Origin of the sequence: Chitiniphilus purpureus, from assembly GCF_025642115.1 — a bacterium.
Classification (GTDB): Bacteria; Pseudomonadota; Gammaproteobacteria; order Burkholderiales; family Chitinibacteraceae; genus Chitiniphilus; species Chitiniphilus purpureus.
This window is the reverse complement of the sequence record NZ_CP106753.1, coordinates 2537657-2561501: the sequence shown is the minus strand read 5'-3', so window position 1 is coordinate 2561501 and position 23845 is coordinate 2537657. Positions and strand designations below refer to the sequence as shown.

At 64.3% G+C, this 23845-nt stretch carries 26 protein-coding genes; 13 read left to right on the top strand and 13 right to left on the bottom strand.

Features of this window, described 5'->3' with window-relative positions:
* Nucleotides 1–46 precede the first annotated feature (46 nt).
* The 3 genes from radC (at nucleotide 47) to N8I74_RS11970 (ending at nucleotide 3180) form a co-directional block, all read left to right on the top strand.
* Nucleotides 47–721, top strand: coding sequence for a RadC family protein (gene radC / locus N8I74_RS11980; RefSeq protein ID WP_263123340.1), 675 nt, complete (start codon nucleotides 47–49; stop codon nucleotides 719–721).
* Nucleotides 722–805: 84 nt separating this feature from the next.
* Nucleotides 806–1792: a hypothetical protein gene (locus N8I74_RS11975; protein WP_263123339.1), complete on the top strand. Its 987-nt coding sequence runs from the start codon at nucleotides 806–808 to the stop codon at nucleotides 1790–1792.
* Between the two features lie 176 nt (nucleotides 1793–1968).
* The gene (locus N8I74_RS11970) at nucleotides 1969–3180 is read left to right on the top strand and encodes a branched-chain amino acid ABC transporter substrate-binding protein (RefSeq protein WP_263123338.1); all 1212 of its coding nucleotides are present in this window, start codon (nucleotides 1969–1971) and stop codon (nucleotides 3178–3180) included.
* A gap of 58 nt (nucleotides 3181–3238) precedes the next feature.
* On the opposite strand, the gene N8I74_RS11965 is transcribed toward N8I74_RS11970, so the two are convergent.
* On the bottom strand, nucleotides 3239–4186 hold the full coding sequence (locus N8I74_RS11965) for a D-2-hydroxyacid dehydrogenase (RefSeq protein WP_263123337.1): 948 nt from the start codon (nucleotides 4184–4186) through the stop codon (nucleotides 3239–3241).
* A 50-nt stretch (nucleotides 4187–4236) separates the two neighbouring features.
* The gene (locus N8I74_RS11960) at nucleotides 4237–5121 is read right to left on the bottom strand and encodes an ArgP/LysG family DNA-binding transcriptional regulator (RefSeq protein WP_263123336.1); all 885 of its coding nucleotides are present in this window, start codon (nucleotides 5119–5121) and stop codon (nucleotides 4237–4239) included.
* Between the two features lie 137 nt (nucleotides 5122–5258).
* Between N8I74_RS11960 and lysA the strand changes: the two genes are divergently transcribed.
* The gene (gene lysA, locus N8I74_RS11955; RefSeq protein ID WP_263123335.1) at nucleotides 5259–6494 is read left to right on the top strand and encodes a diaminopimelate decarboxylase; all 1236 of its coding nucleotides are present in this window, start codon (nucleotides 5259–5261) and stop codon (nucleotides 6492–6494) included.
* Between the two features lie 68 nt (nucleotides 6495–6562).
* Here the strand turns inward: lysA and N8I74_RS11950 are convergent, their stop codons facing one another.
* From N8I74_RS11950 to leuC, 6 genes are all read right to left on the bottom strand, one after another.
* Entirely contained in the window at nucleotides 6563–7318 is a 756-nt protein-coding gene (locus N8I74_RS11950) for a substrate-binding periplasmic protein (protein ID WP_263123334.1), read from the bottom strand.
* A gap of 90 nt (nucleotides 7319–7408) precedes the next feature.
* Nucleotides 7409–8473, bottom strand: coding sequence for a 3-isopropylmalate dehydrogenase (gene leuB / locus N8I74_RS11945; RefSeq protein ID WP_263123333.1), 1065 nt, complete (start codon nucleotides 8471–8473; stop codon nucleotides 7409–7411).
* Between the two features lie 70 nt (nucleotides 8474–8543).
* On the bottom strand, nucleotides 8544–9275 hold the full coding sequence (gene nagB / locus N8I74_RS11940) for a glucosamine-6-phosphate deaminase (protein WP_263123332.1): 732 nt from the start codon (nucleotides 9273–9275) through the stop codon (nucleotides 8544–8546).
* A gap of 112 nt (nucleotides 9276–9387) precedes the next feature.
* Entirely contained in the window at nucleotides 9388–10026 is a 639-nt protein-coding gene (leuD, locus tag N8I74_RS11935) for a 3-isopropylmalate dehydratase small subunit (RefSeq protein ID WP_263123331.1), read from the bottom strand.
* A gap of 10 nt (nucleotides 10027–10036) precedes the next feature.
* Complete coding sequence (locus N8I74_RS11930) at nucleotides 10037–10168, bottom strand: entericidin (protein WP_263123330.1); 132 nt, start codon at nucleotides 10166–10168, stop codon at nucleotides 10037–10039.
* A gap of 18 nt (nucleotides 10169–10186) precedes the next feature.
* Nucleotides 10187–11596 (bottom strand): 3-isopropylmalate dehydratase large subunit, encoded by a 1410-nt coding sequence (leuC, locus tag N8I74_RS11925; protein WP_263123329.1) that lies wholly within the window; start codon nucleotides 11594–11596, stop codon nucleotides 10187–10189.
* Between the two features lie 122 nt (nucleotides 11597–11718).
* On the opposite strand from leuC, the gene N8I74_RS11920 reads away from it, so the two are divergent.
* Nucleotides 11719–12516, top strand: a complete 798-nt coding sequence (locus tag N8I74_RS11920; protein WP_263123328.1) for a helix-turn-helix transcriptional regulator — start codon at nucleotides 11719–11721, stop codon at nucleotides 12514–12516.
* A 394-nt stretch (nucleotides 12517–12910) separates the two neighbouring features.
* Entirely contained in the window at nucleotides 12911–13186 is a 276-nt protein-coding gene (locus N8I74_RS11915) for a barstar family protein (RefSeq protein ID WP_263123327.1), read from the top strand.
* 37 nt (nucleotides 13187–13223) lie between these two features.
* Here N8I74_RS11915 and N8I74_RS11910 read toward each other — a convergent pair whose 3' ends face one another.
* A complete protein-coding gene (locus N8I74_RS11910; RefSeq protein WP_263123326.1) occupies nucleotides 13224–14036 on the bottom strand; it encodes a ferritin-like domain-containing protein in 813 nt (270 codons plus the stop codon).
* A 153-nt stretch (nucleotides 14037–14189) separates the two neighbouring features.
* Between N8I74_RS11910 and N8I74_RS11905 the strand changes: the two genes are divergently transcribed.
* Nucleotides 14190–14516, top strand: coding sequence for a helix-turn-helix domain-containing protein (locus tag N8I74_RS11905; RefSeq protein WP_263123325.1), 327 nt, complete (start codon nucleotides 14190–14192; stop codon nucleotides 14514–14516).
* A gap of 18 nt (nucleotides 14517–14534) precedes the next feature.
* On the opposite strand, the gene N8I74_RS11900 is transcribed toward N8I74_RS11905, so the two are convergent.
* Together N8I74_RS11900 and N8I74_RS11895 are read right to left on the bottom strand one after the other, a co-directional pair.
* Nucleotides 14535–15392 carry a radical SAM protein gene (locus tag N8I74_RS11900; protein WP_263123324.1) on the bottom strand — a complete coding sequence of 286 codons (858 nt, stop codon included), beginning with the start codon at nucleotides 15390–15392 and terminating at the stop codon, nucleotides 14535–14537.
* Entirely contained in the window at nucleotides 15382–15837 is a 456-nt protein-coding gene (locus N8I74_RS11895) for a universal stress protein (protein WP_263123323.1), read from the bottom strand. Before N8I74_RS11895 ends, N8I74_RS11900 begins: the two co-directional genes overlap by 11 nt.
* A gap of 136 nt (nucleotides 15838–15973) precedes the next feature.
* Between N8I74_RS11895 and N8I74_RS11890 the strand changes: the two genes are divergently transcribed.
* The 5 genes from N8I74_RS11890 (at nucleotide 15974) to N8I74_RS11870 (ending at nucleotide 20195) form a co-directional block, all read left to right on the top strand.
* Complete coding sequence (locus N8I74_RS11890; protein WP_263123322.1) at nucleotides 15974–16459, top strand: thioesterase family protein; 486 nt, start codon at nucleotides 15974–15976, stop codon at nucleotides 16457–16459.
* The gene (locus tag N8I74_RS11885) at nucleotides 16456–16869 is read left to right on the top strand and encodes a hypothetical protein (RefSeq protein WP_263123321.1); all 414 of its coding nucleotides are present in this window, start codon (nucleotides 16456–16458) and stop codon (nucleotides 16867–16869) included. Before N8I74_RS11890 ends, N8I74_RS11885 begins: the two co-directional genes overlap by 4 nt.
* Before the next feature lie 75 nt (nucleotides 16870–16944).
* Nucleotides 16945–18744 carry a methyl-accepting chemotaxis protein gene (locus N8I74_RS11880; protein ID WP_263123320.1) on the top strand — a complete coding sequence of 600 codons (1800 nt, stop codon included), beginning with the start codon at nucleotides 16945–16947 and terminating at the stop codon, nucleotides 18742–18744.
* A 48-nt stretch (nucleotides 18745–18792) separates the two neighbouring features.
* A complete protein-coding gene (locus tag N8I74_RS11875; protein ID WP_263123319.1) occupies nucleotides 18793–19278 on the top strand; it encodes a DNA-deoxyinosine glycosylase in 486 nt (161 codons plus the stop codon).
* Nucleotides 19279–19355: 77 nt separating this feature from the next.
* Nucleotides 19356–20195: an SDR family NAD(P)-dependent oxidoreductase gene (locus tag N8I74_RS11870; protein ID WP_263123318.1), complete on the top strand. Its 840-nt coding sequence runs from the start codon at nucleotides 19356–19358 to the stop codon at nucleotides 20193–20195.
* An 18-nt stretch (nucleotides 20196–20213) separates the two neighbouring features.
* Here N8I74_RS11870 and N8I74_RS11865 read toward each other — a convergent pair whose 3' ends face one another.
* Nucleotides 20214–21899: an ABC1 kinase family protein gene (locus tag N8I74_RS11865; RefSeq protein ID WP_263123317.1), complete on the bottom strand. Its 1686-nt coding sequence runs from the start codon at nucleotides 21897–21899 to the stop codon at nucleotides 20214–20216.
* Between the two features lie 125 nt (nucleotides 21900–22024).
* Here N8I74_RS11865 and N8I74_RS11860 point away from each other — a divergent pair, with 125 nt between their 5' ends.
* Nucleotides 22025–22810 (top strand): C40 family peptidase, encoded by a 786-nt coding sequence (locus tag N8I74_RS11860; protein ID WP_263123316.1) that lies wholly within the window; start codon nucleotides 22025–22027, stop codon nucleotides 22808–22810.
* 14 nt (nucleotides 22811–22824) lie between these two features.
* Here the strand turns inward: N8I74_RS11860 and astE are convergent, their stop codons facing one another.
* Nucleotides 22825–23826 carry a succinylglutamate desuccinylase gene (astE, locus tag N8I74_RS11855; RefSeq protein ID WP_263123315.1) on the bottom strand — a complete coding sequence of 334 codons (1002 nt, stop codon included), beginning with the start codon at nucleotides 23824–23826 and terminating at the stop codon, nucleotides 22825–22827.
* Nucleotides 23827–23845 lie beyond the last annotated feature (19 nt).

Below are 23845 nucleotides of genomic sequence, written 5' to 3'. Positions count from 1 at the left end.
TTTGCTTATACCGATTGCAATCATTGTGCAAAGTGTAAACCAAACCATGCCGATCACCGACTGGCCCCTGGCCGAACGCCCGCGCGAAAAGCTGCTGCAGCATGGCGCCATCGCCCTGTCCGACGCCGAGCTGCTCGCGATCTTCCTGCGGGTGGGCTGTTCGGGCGCCACCGCGGTCGACCTTGCGCGGGCGCTGCTGACGCGCTTTGGCTCGCTCAATGCGCTCTTTGCCGCGCCGCAGGCGGAGTTTGCCGCAGTGCCGGGCATGGGCAGCGCCAAATTCGCGCAGTTGCAGGCAGTGCTGGAGATGTCGCGGCGCGCCTTGGGGGAACAGCTCAAGGAAGGCGACGCGCTCAGCTCGCCGGACGAGGTACGGAACTATCTGTCGCTGTGGCTGCGCGGCCGGCCCGTCGAGGTGTTTGTCGCGATCTTCCTGGATACCGGCAACCGGGTGATCGCCTCCGAGCAGTTGGCCCAGGGCAGCATCTCGGAAACCCGGGTCTATCCTCGCGAACTGGCGCGGCGCGCACTGATGCTCAACGCCTCGTCGGTGATCGTGGCGCACAACCATCCTTCCGGGCGCGCCGTGCCGTCGCAGGCCGATATCGAACTCACCATCGCGCTGCGCAGCGCCCTGGCGCTGCTGGACATCCGGCTGCTCGATCATTTCCTGGTCGCCGGGCACAAGGTGGTCTCCTTTGCCGAGCAGGGTTATTGCTAGGGCATTTGCGCAACATGGCGGAACCCGCCTCAAGAAACGGCGGCGGCGGCCGATGAAGATGACATCTTCGCCAGGATCGCCGCCATGCGCATCATCGACTCCAGCGTCAATGTCGCCGCCGAACGCGTCGCCTTCAATCAGCACAGCACCAGCCTCTCGGTCAGTAGCCGCGAAACAGCGCAGCCGGACAGCGGACCCGCCCAGGAAAAAGTCACCCTGTCTGCCCCAACGCCAGCCCAGGGCCCAAGCACCCCCGAAGCGCTTGGACATCCGCGTGATTGGCGCATCGCGTTGTTGCGCCGCCTGCTCGAAGCCTTCACCGGCAAGCCTGTGCGCGTCAGCGAATTCGACGGTGCCGCCGCGCAGCAGGCCCTGTCTGGCGCAGGCGCGCGCCCTCCCCCGGCAATCACACTCAGTGCCACCGAGACGATCACGGAATTCGAATCGGCCCGCTTCACCGCCGACGGCATCGTCCAGACCGCCGATGGCCGCGAAATCGCCTTCAGCGCGGAACTGGCACTGACCCGCAGCTACCGCAGCGAGCGCAGCATCACCCTCCAGTCCGGCGCCCCGGTGCGGCAGGCGCGCGATCCGCTGGTGATCAATCTGGACGGCAGTGCGGATCAGTTGTCCGCACAGACCTTCACCTTCGACCTGGACGCGGACGGACGCACCGAACAGCTCTCCCGGCTGCGGCAAGGCAGCGGCTTTCTTGCGCTGGACAAGGACGGCAACGGCCGGGTGGACGACGGCAACGAGTTGTTCGGCCCACGCTCGGGCAATGGATTCGCCGATCTCGCACAGCACGACGTGGACGGCAATGGCTGGATCGACGAGGGCGATGCAGTCTGGGGCAAGCTGAGTGTCTGGCTCAAGGACGACGCCGGCAACGACCGGATGCTGAGTCTGGCCGAACTGGGCATCGGGGCGATCTACCTTGGCAGCGCGCGTGCCGACTTCATGCTGACCGATGGCGACAACCGTGCTCTGGGTCAGGTCCGCGCCTCCGGCGTCTGGCTGGGCGAACATGGCGACGGCGGTGCGATCCAGCATATCGATCTGATGGTATGACACGCGGCTTTCACTGGATTGACCACTGTTGGATTTGTGTGTCATCCGGGAAAAGCCGGATTTGACAGTGTTTCTCCCCTCTACTCATCATCGCTGGGCTGATCGGACCCCCTGCCTTATGGGGAACATGCCGGTAAGTCAAGATCACAGATAGGCATCATCATGAGGGGAACACTATGAGCATCGCGCGTTACAGCCTGATCGCGGCGGCCGTGTTGGCCTTGTCCGCATGCGGCAAGCAACAGCCTGCATCCGACTCCACGGCATCCGCGCCGGCCCAGGCGCCTGCGGCGCAAGGCGGCACCGACGGCGACACGGTGAAGCTCGGCCACGCCGCACCACTGACCGGCAACATTGCCCACCTTGGCAAGGACAACGAGTACGGCGTCAAACTGGCGATCGATGAGATCAACGAAGCCGGCGGCGCCGACATCGGCGGCAGAAAGGTGAAGTTCGAGCTGATCTCCGAGGACGATCAGGCCGACCCGAAGACCGCGACCACCGTGGCACAGCGCTTTGTCGATCAGAAAGTGGTGGGTGTCGTCGGCCACCTGAATTCCGGCACCACCATTCCGGCCTCCAAGCTGTATTCGGATGCCGGCATCCCGCAGGTATCGCCGTCGGCCACCGCGGTCGCGTATACCGCACAAGGCTTCAAGACCGCGTTCCGCGTGATGGCCAACGACGCGCAGCAGGGCAAGGTGCTCGGTGAATACGCGGTGCAGAAGCTTGGCGCCAAGAACATCGCCATCGTCGATGACCGTACCGCCTACGGCCAGGGTCTGGCCGACGAGTTCGAGAAGGCGGCCAAGGCGGCCGGCGGCAATATCGTCAAGCGCGAATTCACCACCAACCAGGAAACCGACTTCAATGCCATCCTGACCAGTATCAAGGGCGCCAAGCCGGACCTGATCTTCTATGGCGGCATGGACGCGCAGGCTGCGCCGCTGAAGAAGCAGGCCAAGAAGCTTGGCATCAACGCCAAGGTGATGGGCGGTGACGGCACGCAGACCCCGGAATTCATCAAGCTTGCCGGTCCCGATGCCGAAGGCCAGATCTCGTCGAGCCCCGGCCAGGCCAAGGAGGACATGCCCGGCGGCAAGGAATTCCTCGCCAAGTTCAAGCAGAAGTTCGGCACCGACGTGCAGCTCTACGCGCCCTACTGCTACGACGCGGTCAAGGTGCTGATCGAGGCGATGAAAAAGGCAGGGTCGACCGATCCGGCCAAGTACCTGCCCGAACTGGCGAAGACCGATTACCAGGGCGTGACCGGCAAGATCAACTTCGACGAGAAGGGCGACATCAAGAACGGCGCCATCACGCTCTACACCGTCAAGGGCGGCAAGTGGACCGTGCTCGAAGTGGTGAACGGCGACCCGGCGCAGTAAGCCGCGGCTGCCAGCAAAAGCCGCCTGCATGCCGGGCGGCTTTTGCTTTGATGGCGTCTCAGACGAGGTTACGCGGCGTACCTTGCAAAAACGCCTCGATATTGGCGGTCAGTTGCTCGGCCAGTTGCGCCATGGTCTGCGCGCTGGCCCACCCCACGTGCGGCGTGATGATCAGATTGGGCAACGCGGCATCGAGCAGCGGATTGCCGTTGCGCGGTGGCTCCTCGCCCAGCACGTCCAGGCCGGCACCACCCAGACGGTGTGCACGCAGGGCGGCGAGCAGCGCTGCCTCGTCCACCAGCTCCCCCCGCGCGGTATTGATCAGCAGGGCATCGGGCTTCATCCGCGCCAGAGCAGCGGCATCGATCAGATGGCGTGTCGCCTCCGTCAACGGACAGTGCAGGCTGAGCACATCGGCGCTCGCCAACGCCGTTTCGAAGTCGAGATAGCCGGGCCGCACCGCGGTGGCGCCTCGCCGTTCGACAAAATGCACCTGCATGCCGAAGGCGCGGGCCAGCTGCGCCGTGGCCTGACCCAGCGCCCCGGCGCCGACCACGCACAGCCGGCAGCCCGCCAGATCACGCATCGGCGCACCAAAATGACAGAAACCGGGCGCGCGTTGCCACGCGCCTGCCGCCACATCGGCCCGGTAGGCCGGCAGTTGCCGCGCCAATGCCAGCATCAGCATCAGGGCATGCTCGGCCACGCCGTGCACGGCATAGTCGCGCACGTTGCATACCGCCACACCGCGCTCGCGGCAGGCGGGCAGATCGATGATGTTGTAGCCCGTCGCGGCAACCGCGATCAGCTGCAGCTGTGGCGCCGCCTGCAGCACCTGGGCGGTGATCGGCACCTTGTTGGTGATGGCCACGGTGGCATCATGCAGCCGTACGGCGGCTTCGGCGGGGGTGCTGGCTGCGAACTCACACCAGTGGTGCGGCAGGTCGGGACGCCTGACAGTGCAAGGCAGGGTGGCTCGGTCGAGAAACACGATCCGGGCAGACATGGGTTTTCCTCCGTCGGCAGATACGGCATGCCGCCACCTGCCGGTGGTCGTCATGCCATGACAAAGCGTGCGGCAAAAGTCTGCATGGCTTCGGTGAGTGCCTGGGCGGCCGCATTCTGCCGCGTCGCATGATGCCAGAACAGGGCGATCGGCAACGGCGGCACCGGCAAGGCCAAAAGGCTGCCGTCCGCCAGCTGCGGGGCTGCCTGCACGCGCGGCACCACCGCATAGGCGATCCCGGCGCAGGCGGCGGCGTAGAGCGCGCTGGAATCGGGGATGGCGTGGCTGGGATAGGCGCCCTCCTCCAGCCCATGTGCCTCGCGCAACCAGCGCCGGTGCAGGCTTTGCTTGCGGCCATACACGGCTGCCGGCGCATGGGTCAGCGCGGCGCGGGTCAACCCGTCGCCGAAGAAATGCTGGGCGAATGCGGGCGTAGCCACGAAGACATGCACGAGCGCGCCAAGCGTGACCACCTCACAGCCGGCCACCGGCTGTGCCTGGGTGCTGATACAGCCGCTGACCTCGCCGGACTTGAGCAGATCCAGTGTATAGGACTCATCGTCCACCACGCATTCGAGCAGGATCCGATGCGCACGCAGCACGGGTGCCAGGGCCGGCAGCAGGCCGATCGCCAGGCTGTCGGCGTTCACACCGATCCGCAGCGTATGCCAGCCGGCACCCTCGCCTTCGAGTTGCTGTGCCAGATCGTGTTCGAGGGTGCGCACCTGCCGCACATGCGCCAGCAGCCGCTCGCCCGCAAGCGTGGGCCGCACCGGGGCATCCCGTACCAGCAGCACGGCGCCGATGCGCTCTTCCAGCAGCCTGATCCGCTGCGACACCGCCGACTGCGTCAGATGCAGGCGTTTGGCCGCGCCGTCGAAACTTCCGGCGCGCACGACCATTTCCAGGGCTTCAAGCAGTTTGTAATCGAGCATGATGAGGCGAAGACGGCAAGGCGATCCGGCCTGCCATCCCCATTAGCGCTGCTGATGGCGAATAAGAAAACATCGTTTTACCACGTGCACGCGCTCTGTTTGAATACGCGCCGACCCCTAATCCCGGAGCACTTTGCATGAAATCCGTCCACGGCCCGCAACTGGTCGACATCGCCCGGCAGTATGGCACCCCGAGTTGGGTGTACGACGCGGCCACCATCCGCGCGCGCATCGATGAGCTGCGGCAGTTCGATACGATCCGCTTTGCCCAGAAAGCCTGTTCCAACATCCACCTGCTGCAGCTGATGCGCGAGGCCGGCGTCAAGGTGGATGCGGTCTCGCTGGGCGAGATCGAACGGGCGGTGGCAGCCGGCTACGACAGCAGGGATGACGACAGCGGCATCGTGTTCACCGCCGATCTCCTGGATCACGCCACGCTCAAGCGGGTGGTCGAGCTCAATGTGCCGGTGAACGCCGGCAGCCCGCAGATGCTGCAGCAGCTGGGCGAGGCACATCCGGGGCACCGGGTATGGCTGCGCATCAATCCCGGCTTCGGCCACGGCCACAGCCAGAAGACCAATACCGGCGGCGAACAAAGCAAGCATGGGATCTGGCATGCGCATCTGGCCGAGGCCTATGCCCTGATCGACCGCTACGGGCTTGATCTGGTCGGCCTGCATATGCATATCGGCTCCGGGGTCGATTATGGCCATCTGGCCGAGGTGTGCGATGCCATGGTGGCCCAGGTGAAGGCCAGCGGCCGCGCTATCCGGGCGATCTCGGCCGGCGGTGGTCTGTCCATCCCCTACCGTGTCGGCGGTGAGCGCATCGATACCGCCCACTATTTCAGCCTGTGGGACCGGGCGCGCAAGGAGATCGAGGCCCATCTGGGTCACGCCGTGCACCTGGAGATTGAGCCGGGCCGTTTTCTCGTCGCCGAATCGGGCAAGCTGATCGCCGAGGTGCGTGCGCTCAAGGACGTGGGCAACAACCATTTTGTGCTGTGCGACGCGGGCTTCAACGACCTGATGCGCCCTGCCATGTACGGCAGCCATCATGAGGTGACGCTGTTGGATGGCGCAGGCGTGCTCAAGGACGGCCCTACCCGCGCAACCGTCCTGGCCGGCCCGTTGTGCGAATCAGGCGATGTATTCACCCAGGCCGAAGGCGGTCTGGTTGCACCGCGCGCCCTGCCGCAGGCGACGGTGGGTGATTTCGTGGTCTTCCATGACGCAGGTGCCTACGGCGCCAGCATGTCCAGCAACTACAATACGCGCCCGCTGATTCCCGAGGTGCTGGTCGACGGTGGGACCGTACGGCTGATCCGCCGGCGGCAGACGGTGGACGAGCTGTTGGCGCTGGAGCGCATCTAGGCGCCGCGCCGCCGGTGCGCAGGTCGGCAAGCGGGCACAGGGGCAGCCGGCAAAGCCGGCGTACCGCGTCAATAGTTGCCGGCGATCCACTTGCGGGTGGTATCGATCAGCTGCGCGAATTCGCCACTGCGCTGCATCCCGTCCAGCGTGCGGTTGAAATCGGCAATGATGGTCGGCCCATCCGGGTGCCTGCGGGAAATGACCACATGCAGTGGTGCGGTCCAGTACGCCTTGTTCGGGCAGACCAGCCGCTCGCGCTGCACCGGATCAAGGTAGCGCTGCATCAGATAGGCACCGACCTCGGCGTCGATCGGAAACAGGTCGATGCGTCCGGCGGCCAGCTTGCGCAGATTGGCCACATCCGACGGTGCGGCATCGACCTGCAGGCGATGCGCACGGCTCAGCGCTGCAAACTCGTCCGAATAGAAGTTGCCCAGCGTCACACCGATGCGATAAGGGGCAAGGTCGAGCAGCCGTTGCCATGGATGGCTGGTGCCACGTCGTTGGCAGAACACCATCCGCAGGTTCATCACCGGCGCGCTGTAGTAGAGGTCGCGCTCGCGTTCCGGGCTGCGGGCCCAGCCCAGGCTGCCATCCACCTCGCCTTGCCTGGCCGATTCGATCGCCCGATTGTTCGGCGTCGGCAGCAGCAGCACCTGATACCCGGCACGCTCGAACACCGCACGCACCGCCGTGGTGAGCAGGCCCTGCCCCGGCAGCTGATCGCCAATGAAAGGTGGATATTCAGCCAGGGTCAGCTTGAGCGGCTCGGCGGCATGGGCAAAGCCGCTCAATAACAACAGCAGGCAAAAAAGACGGCGCATCGGTCAGCGGTGGCAACGGTGGGAAACGAGCACTAGCGTAAATGAAAAACGGACGCCGGGGCGCCCGTTTCCGCCAAGCGTGCAGTTTTATTACAAGGCAGCGACCACGGCATCGCCCATGGCCGAGCAACTGACCTTCTCCGTACCCGCTTCGTAGATGTCCGCGGTACGCAGCCCTTTGGCAAGCACTGCCTTGACTGCGCGCTCGACACGCTGTGCCGCCTCCTCCGCCGAGAAGCTGTAGCGCAGCAGCATCGCCAACGAGAGGATGGTGGCCAACGGGTTGGCAATGTCCTTTCCTGCAATGTCAGGGGCCGAGCCGTGACTCGGCTCGTACAGCCCCTTGTTGTCGGCGTCCAGCGATGCCGAAGGCAGCATGCCGATCGAGCCGGTGAGCATCGAGGCCTCATCCGAAAGGATGTCGCCGAAGATGTTGCCGGTCACCATCACATCGAACTGCTTGGGATTGCGCACCAGCTGCATCGCAGCATTGTCGACATACATGTGGCTCAGTTCGACATCCGGATAGTCGCGCGCGACATCGATCATGATCTCCTTCCAGAACTCGGTGGTCTCAAGCACGTTGGCCTTGTCCACCGAGCACAGCTTCCGATTGCGCTTGCGGGCAGCCTGGAACGCCACATGGCCGATCCGGCGAATCTCGGATTCGCTGTACAGCATGGTGTTGAAGCCTTCGCGCTCGCCCGCCTCGTTGATGCGCACACCGCGCGGCTGGCCGAAATAGATGTCACCCGTCAGTTCGCGCACGATCAGGATATCCAGGCCGCTGACCACCTCGGGCTTGAGCGTGGACGCGTTGGCAAGCTCCGGATACAGAATGGCCGGACGCAGATTGGCAAACAGGTTGAGATCCTTGCGGATCGCCAGCAGCCCGCGCTCCGGGCGCAACGGCCGGTCGAGCTTGTCGTACTGCGGGCCGCCGACGGCGCCAAGCAGGATGGCATCGGCTTCGCGAGCCAGCTTTTGCGTGAACTCCGGGTAAGGGGCACCGTACTGGTCATAGGCGGCACCACCCAACGGCGCCTCTTCCAGTTCCAGTCCGAGGCCGTCGCTTTGCAGCGCGGCCAGCACCTTCTTGGCTTGGGCGACGATCTCTGGGCCGATGCCGTCGCCGGGGAGAACGAGAATCTTCATCTTCTGCGATCCAAAGAAAAGCCCAAACCCCGGGTCGTGGGATTTGGGCCAGGGTCAAAAACGGGCAAGGTCAGTGCGAGACCTTGTACTGCACATCGCAATCGGTCATCACGATCACGCGCGGATGGGTCTGCAACAGCGAGGCCGGCACCTGGGTGGTGATCGGGCCGTTGAGGGTACGGTCGAGGACCTCGGCCTTTTCCTGGCCCTTCACCACGAGCAGGATCATGCGTGCCTGCATGATCGAGCCCATGCCCATCGTCACCGCGTGGGTCGGCACTTCGTCAAGGCTGTTGAAGAAGCGCTTGTTGGCTTCGCGCGTCTCGGCCTTGAGGGTGACCTTGTAGGTGAAGCGCGACAGCTGCGTATCCGGCTCATTGAAACCAATGTGGCCATTGTGGCCGATGCCCAGCAGCTGCAGATCGACCGGACCCTGCTGATACATCATCTCGTCGTAGCGCCGGCATTCGGCATCGACATCGGGCGCATTGCCGTTCGGCACATGGGTGTGCTCGGGCTGGATGTCGATATGGTCGAACAGGTTGCGCTGCATGAAGGCGCGATAGCTTTCCGGGTGGATGACCGGCAGCCCGACGTATTCATCCAGGTTGAACGTCTTCACTTCCCGGAAGCTCACCAACCCCTGCTGGTAGGTCTTGACGATCTCCTTGTACAGGCCGACCGGCGTGCCACCGGTGGCCATGCCAAGGACGGCGTTGGGCTTGGCCCGCACCACCGAGATGATGAGATCGGCAGCGGCGCGGTCGAGATCGCTCTGGTTCTTGAATTTATGCAGGATCATGGTCTTCTACGCTTTTGGGACAGGTTCAGTGATTAACCCGGCTAGTATAAAGGGCCGCGGGCGGCGCTGGTTGACCTTGCCCAACAATGGGCACGGACCGCCGCCCGTAAGGTCAGACGAACAGCCAGGGCTGGCGTGCGCGGTGCGCCGCCTCGAAGGCGCGGATCTCATCGGCGTGCGCCAGCGTCAGCCCGATCTCGTCCAACCCGTTGAGCAGGCAGTGCTTGCGGTGCGGCGTGATCTCGAACTGGAACGACTGGCCCGACGGCGTGGTGAGCGTCTGCGCCTGCAGATCGATCGCGAGCCGGTAGCCCTCTGTCTGTTCCGCCTCGCTGAACAGCCGATCCACCACCTCGGCCGGCTGGACAATGGGCAACAGGCCGTTCTTGAAGCAGTTGTTGAAGAAGATATCGGCAAAGCTTGGCGCGATCAGCGCGCGGAAACCATAGTCCTCGATCGCCCACGGCGCGTGCTCGCGGCTGGAGCCACAGCCGAAGTTCTCGCGCGCCAGCAGCACCTGCGCGCCCTGGTAGCGCGGCAGGTTGAGCACGAAGTCCGGGTTGAGCGGGCGCGTGCTGTTGTCCATGCCCGGCTCGCCATGATCCAGGTAGCGCCACTCGTCGAACAGGTTGGGGCCGAAGCCCGAACGCTTGATCGACTTGAGAAACTGCTTGGGGATGATCGCGTCGGTATCGACATTGGCACGGTCAAGCGGACAGACCAGGCCGTTGAGTTGGGTGAATGGTTTCATCTGTATCCCTTTACTTCGCCGACTTCTCTTCGATCTGGTCGCCCAGCTTTTTCAGATCCTTGCCGAATCCGTTCATGGTATTGCACGCCGACAGCGTCACCACCGACAACGCAGCCAGCAATGCCAGCAACATCGGTTTCATCACCAATCTCCTTGTGCATCAGGCAAAAGTGCGGACATCGACGAAGTGGCCGGCGATGGCGGCCGCAGCGGCCATTTCCGGGCTGACAAGGTGGGTGCGCCCGCCCTGCCCCTGCCGCCCCTCGAAATTGCGGTTGGACGTGGAGGCGCAGCGCTCGCCCGGCTCCAGCCGGTCGGCGTTCATCGCCAGGCACATCGAACAGCCCGGCTCGCGCCACTCGAAACCCGCCGCGATGAAGATCCGGTCCAGCCCTTCAGCCTCCGCCTGCGCCTTCACCAGCCCCGAGCCCGGCACCACCAGTGCCAGCTTGACGTTCGCCGCCTTGGTACGCCCCTTGGCGATAGCGGCCGCGGCACGCAGATCCTCGATCCGGCTGTTGGTGCACGAGCCGATGAATACCTTGTCGATCGCGATCTCGCTGATCGCGGTACCGGCCTGCAAGCCCATGTATTGCAACGCGCGCTCGGCGCTGTCCCGCTTGACCGGATCGCCCTGCTCGGCAGGATCCGGCACGTGTGCGCCGATCGCGACCACCTGTTCGGGCGAGGTGCCCCAGGTCACCTGCGGCGCGATCTCCTCGGCCGACAATTCGACCACGCGATCAAAGCGTGCGCCTTCATCGCTGACCAGGGTACGCCAGTAGGCGACTGCCTGCTCCCAGTCCGCGCCGCTCGGCGCGAACGGACGACCTTTCACGTAGTCGATGGTGGTCTGGTCCACCGCCACCATGCCCGCCCTGGCCCCGGCTTCGATCGCCATGTTGCACAGGGTCATGCGGCCTTCCATGCTCAGGCTGCGGATCGCGCTGCCGGCGAACTCCACCGCGTAGCCGTTGCCACCCGCCGTGCCGATCCTGCCGATGATGGCCAGTGCCACGTCCTTGGCTGTCACGCCCTGCCCCAGCCGGCCTTCTACCTTGACCAGCATCGCCTTGGATTTCTTGGCGACGAGGGTCTGCGTCGCCAGGACATGTTCGACTTCAGAGGTGCCGATGCCATGGGCCAGCGCACCGAAGGCGCCATGGGTCGAGGTATGGCTGTCACCACAGACCACGGTCATGCCCGGCAGGGTGGCGCCGTTTTCCGGGCCGACCACGTGCACGATCCCTTGGCGCCGGTCCTTGAACGGGAAATACGCCAACGCACCGAAATGCTTGATGTTGGCGTCCAGCGTTTCCACCTGTTGCCGGCTGATCGGGTCCTTGATGCCTTCGTCCCAGTGGTCGGTCGGCGTGTTGTGATCGGCGGTCGCCACCACCGAACGGTTGCGCCAGGGCTGGCGCTGCGCCAGCCTCAATCCTTCGAACGCCTGCGGGCTGGTCACCTCATGCACCAGGTGGCGGTCGATGTAGATCAGACAGGTGCCGTCCGCTTCCTCACGGACGACATGCGAATGCCACAACTTGTCGTACAGCGTCTGTGCGCTCATCGGCTGGGTTCCATTTGACGGGCTATCGATGCGGCGAGGTTATGCGGATTGGCGCTGTCATACAAGACCACCAGTTATCCTGGTATAAATACTAACCAGCAACAGGATAAAGCGAGTCTGCAATGTCGATCCGCCGCCAGGAACTTGGCGATTTCCTTGCGACACTGCGTCGCAAATGCGATCCGGTGGCCTTCGGCTTTCCGGCCGGCAGCCGGCGTCGCACCCAGGGCCTGCGGCGCGAGGAAGTCGCGCAGCTGGCAGCGATCAGCCCCACCTGGTATGCCTGGATCGAGCAAGGCCGCGACATCAATGTCTCCAGCGACGCATTGGAGCGGCTGGCGCAGGCGTTGCGCATGGACCGTACCCAGCGCGCCTACCTGTTCGAACTGGCCGGGCGCCGCGACCCCAGCCCCCCGGCGGCAGAACCCGCGCTGACCGAGGCGCTGCTGGCCCAATTGCTGTCGCGCATTGCCATGCCCGCCTACGTGCTGGGACGATACTGGGATGTACTGGCCTTCAATGCCGAGGCGGCACATCTGTTCGTCGGTTGGCTCGACGGCGCCGGGCCCTACAATCTGCTCGACTATGTGTTTTTCCATCCCGGCGCGCGTACCTTGGTGGAAGACTGGGAGGCGCGCGCGCGCCGGCTAGTCGCCGAGTTCCGCGCCGACAGCCGTGCCAGCCTGGAAGAGCCGGGATTCGAGGAGTTCATCGCGCGGCTTTCCGCCGGCAGCGCCGAATTCGCCGACTACTGGCGCCGCCACGATGTGCTGGAACGCCAGGGCGGGCTACGCGGCTTTCACCACCCCGTGCATGGTCGACTGCTCTATCAGCAGGTGACCTTCCGGCTGGTCGACCATGACGAACTCAAGTTGGTGATGCTCACACCGCGAGCAGCGGACGATACGCCGGGCTTCTGAGTGCACATCCTCTGTCCACCCGACCGCTCCGCTGGGCCTGTCGACCCGGCGCCAGCCGATGCCGCCTGCTCGTTGGTCCTCTCGCCAAAGCGGTGTAGGCGATATCATCCTGCTCCTGCCGACCTGTGCCGTGGATGCGGAGCAGCTTGCCCGGATTCCAGACAACCTGGTGAGTCACCCACCTGCCTGCACAGTGCGCCGCCACATGCCGGGCCTGTCAGGCCGGCTGGCAGCCAGGGCGGGACTTGTCGTCCGTTCTGCCGGAGCATGCGCCCGGCGACCGCGTGCCGGCAGATGCGACTGTGGCACCGACCGTGCGGGCGGCACCATTGACCCCGACTACCGCTTTATCGAAGCGCCGGCTGCCGGCCACAACAACAAGGAGGATGAAACGATGACCGAACCCAGACAGGCCACCCTGGCCCAGATCCGCAGTCTGGACGATGTGTACGACCAGTTGGCCCGCCAGCTCGACTTTCCAGCCGACTTCGGCCGCAATCTGGAGGCGCTGCACGACCAGCTCACCGGCAGCCTGCCCGGCCCGGTGCGCATCGTCTGGCGTGGCTGCCTGCAGTCGGCGCCCTTGCTCGGCCCGCAGTTCGACGAGCTGCTGGGCACCTTGAATGACGCGAGCGGCGAGCGCGCCGATCTGGAAATCGTGCTGGGCTGACCGCGGCGGCAGCGTTGCGCTGCCGCACGCTGTCCTGTCATCCCTTGAGTGACTCGATCAGCGCAAGCTCCTCGCTGCTGAAACCGGCCGCGCGCCGCGCCGGATAATTGAGTCGACCTTTGAGCGGTGGTGCCTCGTGCGTGCGCAGCAGCGTGACGAAGTTCGCCACCGGCTCCAGCCCGCGCTGCGCGCAGCACCAGTGATACCAGCGGTTGCCGATGCGGACATGGCCGATCTCGTCGCGCAGGATCACATCCAGGATTTCACAGGCGCGTGCATCGCCTGCCTGCCTGAGCTTCTGCTGGATGCCCGGGGTCACGTCGAGCCCCCGCGCTTCCAGGATGCGTGGTACCAGCGCCATGCGCACCATGACGTCGTGGTCTGTCTTGAGCGCCATGTCCCACAGGCCGTTGTGCGCCGGGAAATCGCCATAGGCATGGCCCAAGGTCGCCAGATGCCCGACCAGCAGCGAAAAATGCAACGCCTCTTCGCACGCCACCTGCAACCAATCGATGTAATACCCCGATGGCATGCCATCAAAACGATAGATTGCATCGAGCGCCAAGTTGATCGCATTGAACTCGATATGCGCGATGGCATGCAGCAATGCGGCCCGCCCCTCATCGGAAGCCACGTTGCGTTGTACGAGCTGCTGTGGCTCGACCAGCAGCGGACGTGCCGGTCGGCCGGGCACCGGGAGGCGGTGTACGCTCAGCGCCGCCTCGATCGGCAACGTTGGCGCCATTGCCGCCAGTAACGCCATCTTGACGTCAGGATCGGTGGCGACGAGCGCTGTGTAAGCAGCTTGACGTAGACCGTAACCGGCTGGAAAGTTCGTTGGCGAAAGCATGGGAAAACGCCTTCCTGCTCCGTTTTGGCGTGGCAATAGTCACGTGGGACTCAGGGGGTACGGTCGATAAGATGGCGGCATAGCACTGCCAGCCGGTCCGACCAAGCCGGGATTGTAATCCGGTTGGCAGTCGATGCTCGGGAGCCATCACCTATGTCTGAAGAAACCCTCAATCCTCGTGAAATACGCCGTCGGCTGGGCCTGAACCAACAACAGTTCTGGGGTCGCATCGGCGTCACCCAAAGCGGCGGGTCCCGCTACGAAAGTGGCCGCACCATGCCCAAGCCCGTGCGTGAGTTGTTGCGCGTGGTCCATGTGGAGCAGATCGACCTGGCCGACCTGAGCCGCGAAGACATGCGGGTGCTGGAGTATCTGCGCAAGCACAAGCCTGAGCTGTATGAGACCCTCAAGGCTGCCGCGCGTGAACAGAGCCAGTCCAGCGAGAAACGCTCGCTCGGTGGCGGTGCCTACGCGCGCTGAACACAAGCGGGCCTGGAGCTAGGCACTCAGCCTGACCGGCAGGCCGAGCGCAGTGATGCGTTCGGCCAGTGCCTGCATCCATTCGCTCGGCGCACTGGCCAGTTGCGGGGCTTCCGGCTGCATTGAAGGTCGTGCCAGTCCATAAAGCAGCACCCCTTGCAGCGTCACCCCGCGCGCACGCTGCTCACCTATGAAATCAAGATAGGCCTGCAGCGTTGCTTCGTCCGGCAGTTGCCCATCCTGCATGAACATGCAGGTCTGCAGCCAAGTCGGGCACCGCGCCGCGCATAGTGCCAGATGCCGGGCTACGGCCTCCCGGTTCAATTGCACTTGATTGACCACTGAGAAACCGTCAGCAGGTGCCCGATCCAGCTTGAACCATACTTCGCCGTTCATGGCACGCATTGCCGGCAAGGCCGCCTGTACCCGTTCGCGGTAGAGCTGGCTGCCATTGGTGATCAACACCACCTTGATCCGGCCGAGGAGCGCATGCTGCCGCAGCACCGCTTCCACCGTGGCCAATGCATCGGGAAAGTCCGGGCTCATGGTCGGCTCGCCATTGCCTGAAAATGCGATATCGTTCAAACGCCGTGCACCTTCAGGCACGCGGGTCTGCATGAAATCGCCATGGACCAGGGCGTGCAGCATGGCGTCAAGCTCATGCTCAAGCTGCGCAAGATCGATCGACGGCGGCCCGCCGCGGGTCAGATCCGGCACTTGGCAATAGACGCAACGCCAGTTGCACGCATTGTTGGGGTTGAGGTTGATGCCGACCGAAACGCCGCCGGCACGCCGTGAAACCACCGGATAGACATAGGTATACCCGGCCACGTCGCGCGCGTGGTCGTCCACACGCAGCAGGGTCCTATTTGGCATGTGCAGGCGTTCTGACCAGCAGTACCGGCACAGGCGTCGCACGCATGACACCTTCGGCCACGCTGCCCAGCAGCAGATGGGTGAGCCCGCCAAAGCCATGCGTACCCATTGCGATGAGATCGGCGCCCCATTTGCCGGCATCGTCGACGATGGCCTGCGCCAGGTTGCCACCCCATGCCTCGAGCAGCTGCTGTTCAGCCGCCAGGCCTGACTCACGCAATCCGGCGGCGTAGCGTTCGAGCAACCTGGTACCCGAGCTGCGCAGCGATTCCTGCAGTTGCGGCACATCGAGGAACTCGTTGGCACTCCACGCAAACTGGGCCAGATCGATCACATGGATCAGCCGGATCGCGGCGTGCTGCTCGCAAGCGAACCGGGTGGCTTCGCGTACGGCGGCGGCACTGGTTTCGCTATCGTCTACCGGTACGAGGATACGTTGGTACATGGCGTCATCTCCGCGCATATCTCGCTGCAAGTCTAGCAGAAGCCATCACTGGCCCGACCCCCTGGATTTTCGATCGTTGCGGCACGGCGCACCCGCGTTAGGATAAGCCCCATCCGCCCCGCGAACACGGACCGCCATGCAACGAATCAAACTGCCCCCGCCGACCCGGATCCAGTCACGTACCACGCTCACGGTACGTGCCAGCGATCTGAACTATGGCAATCATCTGGCCAACGACGCGATGCTCCGCCTGTTGCAGGAGGCGCGCCTCGATTGGCTGGACCACCATGGACTCGACGAATTGGGCAACGCGCACCGGCCCGGCATCATGCTGTGCGACGTGACCGTGTGCTTTACCGGTGAGGCGTTTCTGCACGAGCGGCTGATCATTGATGTGGGGGCCGAGGCGCACTCCCGCACAGCAATCGAGTTGCGTTACGCCGTACGTGAGCACGCCAGCGGCCGGCCTATTGCCACAGCGCGAACCACCTGCGTATTTTTCGATTACCATAATCGCAAGGTGACGCCCATGCCACAATCGCTGTCCAGGGCGCTCGATCAGCAGGCACAATGCTGCGCTGCACAACCCATTCCAGAACAAGTCGATCAGGAACAAGAATGAAGAGATATCCGAACAACAGCCCGGAAGCCATGGCCCGCATCCTGGTGTTGCAGATGATGTGCGACGGCAACTTCGCGCCGGAGGAACTCGAAGAGCTGGAACACCTGCGCATCTATGAGGCGCTGGCGATTTCGCGCAAGGGTTTCATCCAGGTGTTGCAGGACTATTGCAACGACGTATCCGACGAAGCGGATGAAGACGGCACCATCAGGCTGATCGATCGCGAGCGCATGGAACTGGTATTCGATGCGGTGGATGATCCCAAGAAGCGTCTGCTGGTTGCGGCGATCGCGCTCGATCTGTCCAAGTCGGATCGGGAGTTCAGCGAGGCGGAGCTCGTCGTGTTCCGCCATCTGCTGGCGCATTGGCACCTGCGGCTTGAAGACCTGCACGCGGCATTCGTTTCCTGAATCGGGCTTGCAAAGCGGGCCTGCGCACCTCAATAACGGATTGTCGCCGCAGCATTGCATAGCAAGGAGCAGAGGATGGATGGCCTGAACCGCTTTCATGCATGGCTCGAGCAGACGTTTTTGCCCACGCTGGCCCGCAAGTTTTCCTTCCTCTATCTGTTTGTCCTGATGCCGCTGATCCTGGTGCTGGCAAGCTACGCGCTCGAGGCGCGGGTCGTCGATGTCGCCCGCGGGCTCAGGTTGCCGGCCGAAGCGACCGCCCAGCTTGCCGCTGCCGTATCGCAGTTCCGGCAGTGGGGCTGGGCGGTCGTGGTGCTGACTGCGGTGCTGGTCAGCATCCAGGTGACGTATCTTCAATACTGGATCAGCCGCCCGGTCAGGCGTTTCACCCGGGTGTTCGAGGTGGCCGCCAGTGGCGAAGGCGATCTGTCCAGTGACATCCCGGTCATCACCACCGACGAGATCGGAGAACTGGCGCGTACCTGCAACCGCTTTCTGGCCAAGCAGCGCGACATCATCGCCAATGTGCAGACGATGACGGTCTGCATCGCGCTGGAAGCCGCCAAGTCGATGAAGAATATCCGCGATTCGGCCACCTCCACGCAGCAGCAGGGAACGCTCGCACAGAAGGTGGTCGAGGCAAGCAACGCCACCACCGAGGGCATCAACGAGGTGTCGGTGCGCACCCAGAGCATTTCCAGCACCACGGCACAGAACCTGACCATGGCACGCGATTCGTATGCCGAACTGCAGGAAGTGACCGCCCACATCAACGGCATCACCGTCAAGATCGAGAACTTTAATACCACGGTGGACGGGCTCAACCAGCGCTCGGCCAGCATCAAGAGCATCGTCGATCTGATCAAGGAGATCTCGGGCCAGACCAATCTGCTGGCGCTCAATGCGGCAATTGAGGCCGCCCGCGCCGGGGAGATGGGGCGGGGCTTTGCCGTGGTGGCCGACGAGGTGCGCAAGCTGGCGGAGAAAGTCGGCGTAGCGACCGACGAGATCTCGGCGGATATCGACAGCATGCTCACCCAGGTGGCCGAGACCCTGACCGAAACCGAGCTGATCACGCACGACGCCAAGCTGACCCACAAGGTGGTGGACAAGGCATCGCACCAGTTCGCCCGGATGGTGGGCGACTTCGAACACACCAGCAGCGCGCTGGCCGATATCGCGCAGACCATGGAGGCCTTCACCACAGCCAACAACATGGTCAACGCCAACGTTTCCGAGATCCACCAGATATCGCAGGCGGTCAACGAACGCATGGCCAAATCCGCGCAGTCGTCGCAGGATCTTGCGCAGGCCGCCGAACGGGTCCAGGAGATGATGGGGCGCTACACGGTGGGCCAAGGCGAGCTGGATGCCCTCATCCAGCGCAGCAGCCGCTTCCGCGACGAAGTGCAGCAGCGGCTCACGGCGATGCTGGCGCGGGGTATCGATGTCTTCGACCAGCGCTACCAACCCATTGCGCATACCCAGCCGCAGAAGTATCGGACCAACTACGGCAGCGAATTCGAGCGCGAACTGCAGCCCCTTTACGATCAGTTGGCCAAGGAAAGCCCGGGCGGCAAGTTCGTGCTGGCAGTGGATACCAACGGCTACGGCGCCACGCACAACAGCTGGTACTCCAGGCCGCCGACCGGCGACAACGCGGTGGATCTGGTGAACAGTCGCGACAAGCGGATCTTCAACGACCCGGCCGGCCTGCGTGCCGCACATATCCGGCAGCGTTTCCTGCTGCAGACCTATCTGCGCGATACCGGCGAAATCATGACCGAACTCGATCTGCCGATCGAAGTGGACAACCGCCCCTGGGGGGCGTTGCGGCTGGGGTTCGATGCCAGCGCCATCCTGAACCATGCCTAGCTGCAGATGGACAGCCTGATGCCGGGCGAGCCACCGTCTGCAGCCGGGATGCACAAGCAGGGCCTGCCACCGCGCGTGGCGCAGGACAATCGCGTGTTGATCCTTGGCAGCCTGCCTGGCGATGCCTCGCTGCAAGCCGGCGAATACTACGCCCATCCACGCAATGCCTTCTGGCCGGTGCTGTCGGCACTGCTGCGGCAGCCGCTGACCACCCTGCCCTGGCCACAACGCTACGCAACGCTGGCCAGCGCGGGGATCGGGCTTTGGGATGTGATCGATCGGGCAATCCGGCCGGGCAGCCTGGATCAGCGGCTCAGCGCCATCAATACCAATACCCTCGCCATGCTGATCGGGCAGCTGCCGCAGCTGCGTGCCGTGGCCTTCAATGGCCAGACCGCCGCCCGGCTCGGCCGGCCGCTGATCGGCGACCTTCCCTGCCTCGTGCTGCCGTCGACCAGCCCGGCCCATACCCTGCCGCTGGCGGACAAGATCGCGGCCTGGTCCGCCCTGTCAGGCTATCTCGATCCCGCCTGATGCGAAGGCAACCCGGCCGGGATGCCCACAGCGCCGCGGCATGGCATGATCCGGCCATGCCATCACCTCATCCTGCCATGACCGAACCACGCACCATCCTGATCACCGGCTGCTCCAGCGGCATCGGCCTGCATGCCGCCCATGCATTGAAACAGCGAGGCTGGCGCGTATTGGCGAGCGCGCGTGCCGCCGATGACGTCGCCCGTCTCGAAGCGGCCGGGTTCGAAGCATTGGTGCTGGACGTGGCCGACAGTGCGTCGATCGATGCCGCCGTCGATTGGCTGGCAGAACGAACCGGTGGGCGGCTGGACGCGCTGTTCAACAATGCCGGCTTCGGTGTGCCGGGTGCGGTCGAGGACCTGACGCGACAAGCCATGCGCCATCAGTTCGAGACCAACGTATTCGGCGCGATGGAGCTGACCAACCGGGTGTTGCCATGGATGCACGCCCAGCGGCATGGACGCCTGTTGTTCAACAGCTCGGTGCTGGGCTTTGCTGCGATGCCGGCCCGCGGTGCCTACAACGCCAGCAAGTTCGCGCTTGAAGGATTTTGTGACACCTTGCGGCTGGAGCTGGCCGGCAGCGGCATCCACGTGGTGCTGATCGAGCCGGGGCCCATCGAAAGCCGGTTCCGCCTCAACGCCGCGCGCGAGTTCGAACAATGGGTGGCACCGCACCAGACCGGGCGTCATGCCATGCTCTACGAACGCATGCACGCGCGGCTGGCCAAGGCCGGGCCCAGCAGCCGCTTCACCTTGGGCCCCGAAGCGACCAGCGCCGCAGTGATCGCGGCGCTTTCCAGCACACGGCCGGCAGCGCGCTACCGCGTGACCACGCCGACCCGCGTGTTCTGGTATCTGAAGCGGCTTCTGCCCACGCGCTGGCTGGATGCGCTGCTGCGCATGGCCGGTGCCTGAGCGCCAGCGCAACGCCGCTCAGCGCTCTTCCTTGCCCGAGACCCAGATCGAGAACACCAGCCACAGGGTGTTGAAGAAGGCGATCACAAAACCGATGAAGCCCAGCGCCGGCAGACCGAACAGCATGGGGCCGCCCCTGACCGTCATCACGATGCTCGAACCGATGATCAGCGCACCGGTGACGATACCGAGCGTGAGCCGGTTGGCGCTCTTGGCCAGCTGGGCGCCGAAACGGTCCAGCCGCTTCAGGTCCAGATCCACCTTCATGTGGCCACGGCGCGCCTGCTTGATGAGCTTGCCGATGTCGCGCGGCAACCCCGACAGCACGTCGAACGCTTCGAGCAGGTTCTGCTTGCCGGCGCTCAAGAGCGATCCGGGCCGGTAGCGGGCAACGATCACCTCGCGCACGAACGGGGTGAGGTGCCGCACCATCTGGAAATCAGGATCGAGCTGGCGCCCGAGCCCTTCCAGCGTGATCAGCGCCTTGAACAGCAGCGTCAGATCGGAGGGCAACGTGATCTCGTGCTCACGCATGATGACCGCCACGTCGTTCAGAAGGTGGCCGAACTGGATGTCCTTGAGCGACAGGTTCTCGTAGTTGAACATGAAATCGGCGATATCGGCGGCCAGTTGTTCCTCATCCACCACCGTCTCGCCGGTCCATTCCATCAACACGTTGAGGATGCCGCGCTCGCTGCGCTCGGCCAGTGCGGCCAGGAGATCGACGATCTGGTCGCGCCGCGGGCGCGGCAGGCGTCCGACCATGCCGAAGTCAAGAAAGGCGATGCGGTTGTCCGGCAGGTACTTGACGTTGCCCGGATGCGGGTCGGCATGGAAGTAGCCGTCGATCAGCACCATCTTGAGCACTGCGTCCGCGCCGCGGGCAGCCAGCACCTGCCTGTCGTAACCGGCCGCCTGCAATTGCGCGATCTCGTTGCCGGCAAGGCCGCCGATCCAGCTTTGCACATTGAGGCGCTCACTGGTGTACGCCCATTGGATCGTCGGGATCACGATCTCGCTTTGCCCGGCGAAGTTCTGGGCGAAGCGTTCCAGATTGCGTGCCTCGATCAACAGATTGAGCTCGCGGCGCAACGACTTGGCGAACTCCTCGACGATCTTCACCGGCTGGTAGCGGCGTGCATCGGGAAACTCGAACTCCATCAGGCTGGCGATGTGATGCAGGATGCGCAGATCCGCTTCGATCACCGGCCCGATATCCGGCCGGCGCAGCTTGAGCACCACCTCTTCGCCGGTGGCCAGCTGCGCCCGATGCACCTGCGCGATCGAGGCCGAGCCGCAGGGCTCCGGATCGATCTTGGCAAAGATCGCATAGGGATCGCCCCCCAATACCGTGCCGAGTTCAGCCAGGATCACCGGGAAAGGCAGTGCCGGCACCTCGCTTTGCAGCTTCTCGAACTCATAGATCCACTCGGCCGAGAATACATCCACCCGAGTGGCAAGCACTTGGCCAAGCTTGATGAACGTGGGCCCCAGCTCTTCAAGCGCGCGCCTCACCCTGACCGGTGCTTCCAGACTCTGGATTTCATGGTTGCCCGGCAGGTTCAGCAGATCCGCGCCGCGCTCCAACCCACGGGTCAGGCCCAGCCGCTGCACCAGATTGCCAAGGCCATGGCGCATCAGGACCGAGATGATCTCGCGCACCCTGGGCAGGTCGCGCATCACAGTGAAGGTTTCCTTGAGCATCCCCGATCCAGTGGCGGCGCAGCGCCGAGTTGACGACCAGCGGGAATTCTAGACGGCTTGGCCGGTTTCGTGGCAGTCAGCCTTCAGCTTTACAGCCGGCGGCGCCGCCGATACATTTGCCCCTCATGATCATCTGTAGACGAACGGCTGCGCTGCTGGTCGCCCTCGTGCTTTGCCTGTCCTGGACCGCGCATGCCGACGAAAACCCGACCGCGCCGCCGCTGGGGCCGTGGGAGCAGCGGCTGGCCGAGCAGCGCGGCCTGTCCGCGATGCCGCCCGGCGAGGAAAGCAGGAAGAACTGGGCCGCCCCTGCCGAAGACGATGGCCAGGCCGCGGCACAGGGGCTCCTGCTGCAGGCGATGAGCCTGATCGGGGTGAAGTATCGCTGGGGCGGCAACGACCCCGAATCGGGGCTCGACTGCAGCGGGTTCGTGCGCTACGTGTTCCAGAGTGCGCTCAATATCGCGTTGCCGCACAATGCGCTGGCGATGAGCCGGCTCGGTGCCAATGTCGAACGGGACGACCTCAGGCCCGGTGATCTCGTGTTCTTCAATACGCTGGGCCGCGCGTTTTCGCACGTGGGGATCTACCTGGGCGACGATCGTTTCATCCATTCGCCGCGCGCCGGGCGCTCGGTCGAGGTCCAGAACATCAATCTGGCTTACTGGAAGGCGCGCTGGAATGGCGGGCGCCGTGTGGAAAGCGGCAGTGTGACCGGCGTCAACGTGGCCGCGCTGCTGGCCGCTGCCGGCAAACCGGCGCAACCCAAGGCGGACGCAGCACGCGAATGCCGCAAGGTGAGCAAGGGCAAAGGCAAGCGCCGCAAGACGGTCACCGTATGTGACAACGCATCGGACCATCCCACAGCCACTGCCGCCAAACCGAAAAAGAAGAAGAAAAAGAAGCGCTAGGGAAGCCGGCCTCGTCACAGCGCCGTCGGCACTACGATCAGACCCGCGCGCTGACCGGGCATCACGTCCGGATTGGGGAAGACAATGCGCGCGTGCTCCTCCTCCACCACCCAGCGACGATCGCCGTCCTCCGCCAGCAGCATGCCCTGCGGCAGCGGGGTGAAATTGTCGGTCTCGCCGTCGACCGCCAGCCGGAACGCCTCGCTGTGCTTGATGATCTCGCGTGCCACGCGGAACACCTGCAAATGCGCGGGATCCGGCTGGGGCCGGGGTGTTTCGCCTTCGATCAGCGCACGTAGATACGCCTCCACCGCCTGCAGGTCGATGTCCTGGTTGCCCCCGAACGGATGCGCGCGGCCCAGTTCGATCGTGAACGCTGTGGCGCCGCAGTGCTGGCTGGAAAAATACGAGAACGTCGGCGCGCGCGCCGATTGCAGCAGCACCGCCTGGATCTGTGCCTGGGCAAGCGGTGCGATTGCGGCGGCGTCGAAGGTCCGGCCTTCGGGCGGCAACGGGTAGATCGCGAACTTTTCGATCAGACTGCCATGGATGGCCGTATGCAGGTCGTAGTGCAGTCGCCGCCGCCCCTCCTGCACGGCACGGGCAAAGAAGCGCATCAGCTGCATCTCCAGCATGGTGGCGCGGCGCGCCTCCAGCCCGTCGCTGGCCTCGGGGATGCGGCAGAACTGCCGGTTCATGTCGTCCTCGACGAAGCGTCGGCCCTCGCGCAGTGCAGGAACGTTGCCGAAGATGAACAGCACCCGCGAGCGTACCTTGATGCGGCCCGCCAGCAACTGGTCCACCAGATCGTCCACCAGCTCGACCGGCGCCGTCTCGTTGCCGTGCACGCCGCATGAGATCACCAGATCCAACGTGCCTGGCCCGGACTGGCGCGGCTCGAAGCGGATCACGCCCTCATCCATCACCTGTACATGCACACCATTGGGGAGGCAGTACGGCAGTGCGATCGAGGTCCTGCCGGCCAGGGTCTGTTCAAGAAAGGAGATTCGGTTCATGGTCTGACCACCTGTCCTG

Excerpts from the sequence above, each read along its gene's own strand:
- radC (WP_263123340.1), top strand. The coding sequence starts at position 47 with ATGCCGATCACCGACTGGCCCCTGGCCGAACGCCCGCGCGAAAAGCTG.
- N8I74_RS11975 (WP_263123339.1), top strand. The coding sequence starts at position 806 with ATGCGCATCATCGACTCCAGCGTCAATGTCGCCGCCGAACGCGTCGCC.
- N8I74_RS11970 (WP_263123338.1), top strand. The coding sequence starts at position 1,969 with ATGAGCATCGCGCGTTACAGCCTGATCGCGGCGGCCGTGTTGGCCTTG.
- N8I74_RS11965 (WP_263123337.1), bottom strand. The coding sequence starts at position 4,186 with ATGTCTGCCCGGATCGTGTTTCTCGACCGAGCCACCCTGCCTTGCACT.
- N8I74_RS11960 (WP_263123336.1), bottom strand. The coding sequence starts at position 5,121 with ATGCTCGATTACAAACTGCTTGAAGCCCTGGAAATGGTCGTGCGCGCC.
- lysA (WP_263123335.1), top strand. The coding sequence starts at position 5,259 with ATGAAATCCGTCCACGGCCCGCAACTGGTCGACATCGCCCGGCAGTAT.
- N8I74_RS11950 (WP_263123334.1), bottom strand. The coding sequence starts at position 7,318 with ATGCGCCGTCTTTTTTGCCTGCTGTTGTTATTGAGCGGCTTTGCCCAT.
- leuB (WP_263123333.1), bottom strand. The coding sequence starts at position 8,473 with ATGAAGATTCTCGTTCTCCCCGGCGACGGCATCGGCCCAGAGATCGTC.
- nagB (WP_263123332.1), bottom strand. The coding sequence starts at position 9,275 with ATGATCCTGCATAAATTCAAGAACCAGAGCGATCTCGACCGCGCCGCT.
- leuD (WP_263123331.1), bottom strand. The coding sequence starts at position 10,026 with ATGAAACCATTCACCCAACTCAACGGCCTGGTCTGTCCGCTTGACCGT.
- N8I74_RS11930 (WP_263123330.1), bottom strand. The coding sequence starts at position 10,168 with ATGAAACCGATGTTGCTGGCATTGCTGGCTGCGTTGTCGGTGGTGACG.
- leuC (WP_263123329.1), bottom strand. The coding sequence starts at position 11,596 with ATGAGCGCACAGACGCTGTACGACAAGTTGTGGCATTCGCATGTCGTC.
- N8I74_RS11920 (WP_263123328.1), top strand. The coding sequence starts at position 11,719 with ATGTCGATCCGCCGCCAGGAACTTGGCGATTTCCTTGCGACACTGCGT.
- N8I74_RS11915 (WP_263123327.1), top strand. The coding sequence starts at position 12,911 with ATGACCGAACCCAGACAGGCCACCCTGGCCCAGATCCGCAGTCTGGAC.
- N8I74_RS11910 (WP_263123326.1), bottom strand. The coding sequence starts at position 14,036 with ATGCTTTCGCCAACGAACTTTCCAGCCGGTTACGGTCTACGTCAAGCT.
- N8I74_RS11905 (WP_263123325.1), top strand. The coding sequence starts at position 14,190 with ATGTCTGAAGAAACCCTCAATCCTCGTGAAATACGCCGTCGGCTGGGC.
- N8I74_RS11900 (WP_263123324.1), bottom strand. The coding sequence starts at position 15,392 with ATGCCAAATAGGACCCTGCTGCGTGTGGACGACCACGCGCGCGACGTG.
- N8I74_RS11895 (WP_263123323.1), bottom strand. The coding sequence starts at position 15,837 with ATGTACCAACGTATCCTCGTACCGGTAGACGATAGCGAAACCAGTGCC.
- N8I74_RS11890 (WP_263123322.1), top strand. The coding sequence starts at position 15,974 with ATGCAACGAATCAAACTGCCCCCGCCGACCCGGATCCAGTCACGTACC.
- N8I74_RS11885 (WP_263123321.1), top strand. The coding sequence starts at position 16,456 with ATGAAGAGATATCCGAACAACAGCCCGGAAGCCATGGCCCGCATCCTG.
- N8I74_RS11880 (WP_263123320.1), top strand. The coding sequence starts at position 16,945 with ATGGATGGCCTGAACCGCTTTCATGCATGGCTCGAGCAGACGTTTTTG.
- N8I74_RS11875 (WP_263123319.1), top strand. The coding sequence starts at position 18,793 with ATGCACAAGCAGGGCCTGCCACCGCGCGTGGCGCAGGACAATCGCGTG.
- N8I74_RS11870 (WP_263123318.1), top strand. The coding sequence starts at position 19,356 with ATGACCGAACCACGCACCATCCTGATCACCGGCTGCTCCAGCGGCATC.
- N8I74_RS11865 (WP_263123317.1), bottom strand. The coding sequence starts at position 21,899 with ATGCTCAAGGAAACCTTCACTGTGATGCGCGACCTGCCCAGGGTGCGC.
- N8I74_RS11860 (WP_263123316.1), top strand. The coding sequence starts at position 22,025 with ATGATCATCTGTAGACGAACGGCTGCGCTGCTGGTCGCCCTCGTGCTT.
- astE (WP_263123315.1), bottom strand. The coding sequence starts at position 23,826 with ATGAACCGAATCTCCTTTCTTGAACAGACCCTGGCCGGCAGGACCTCG.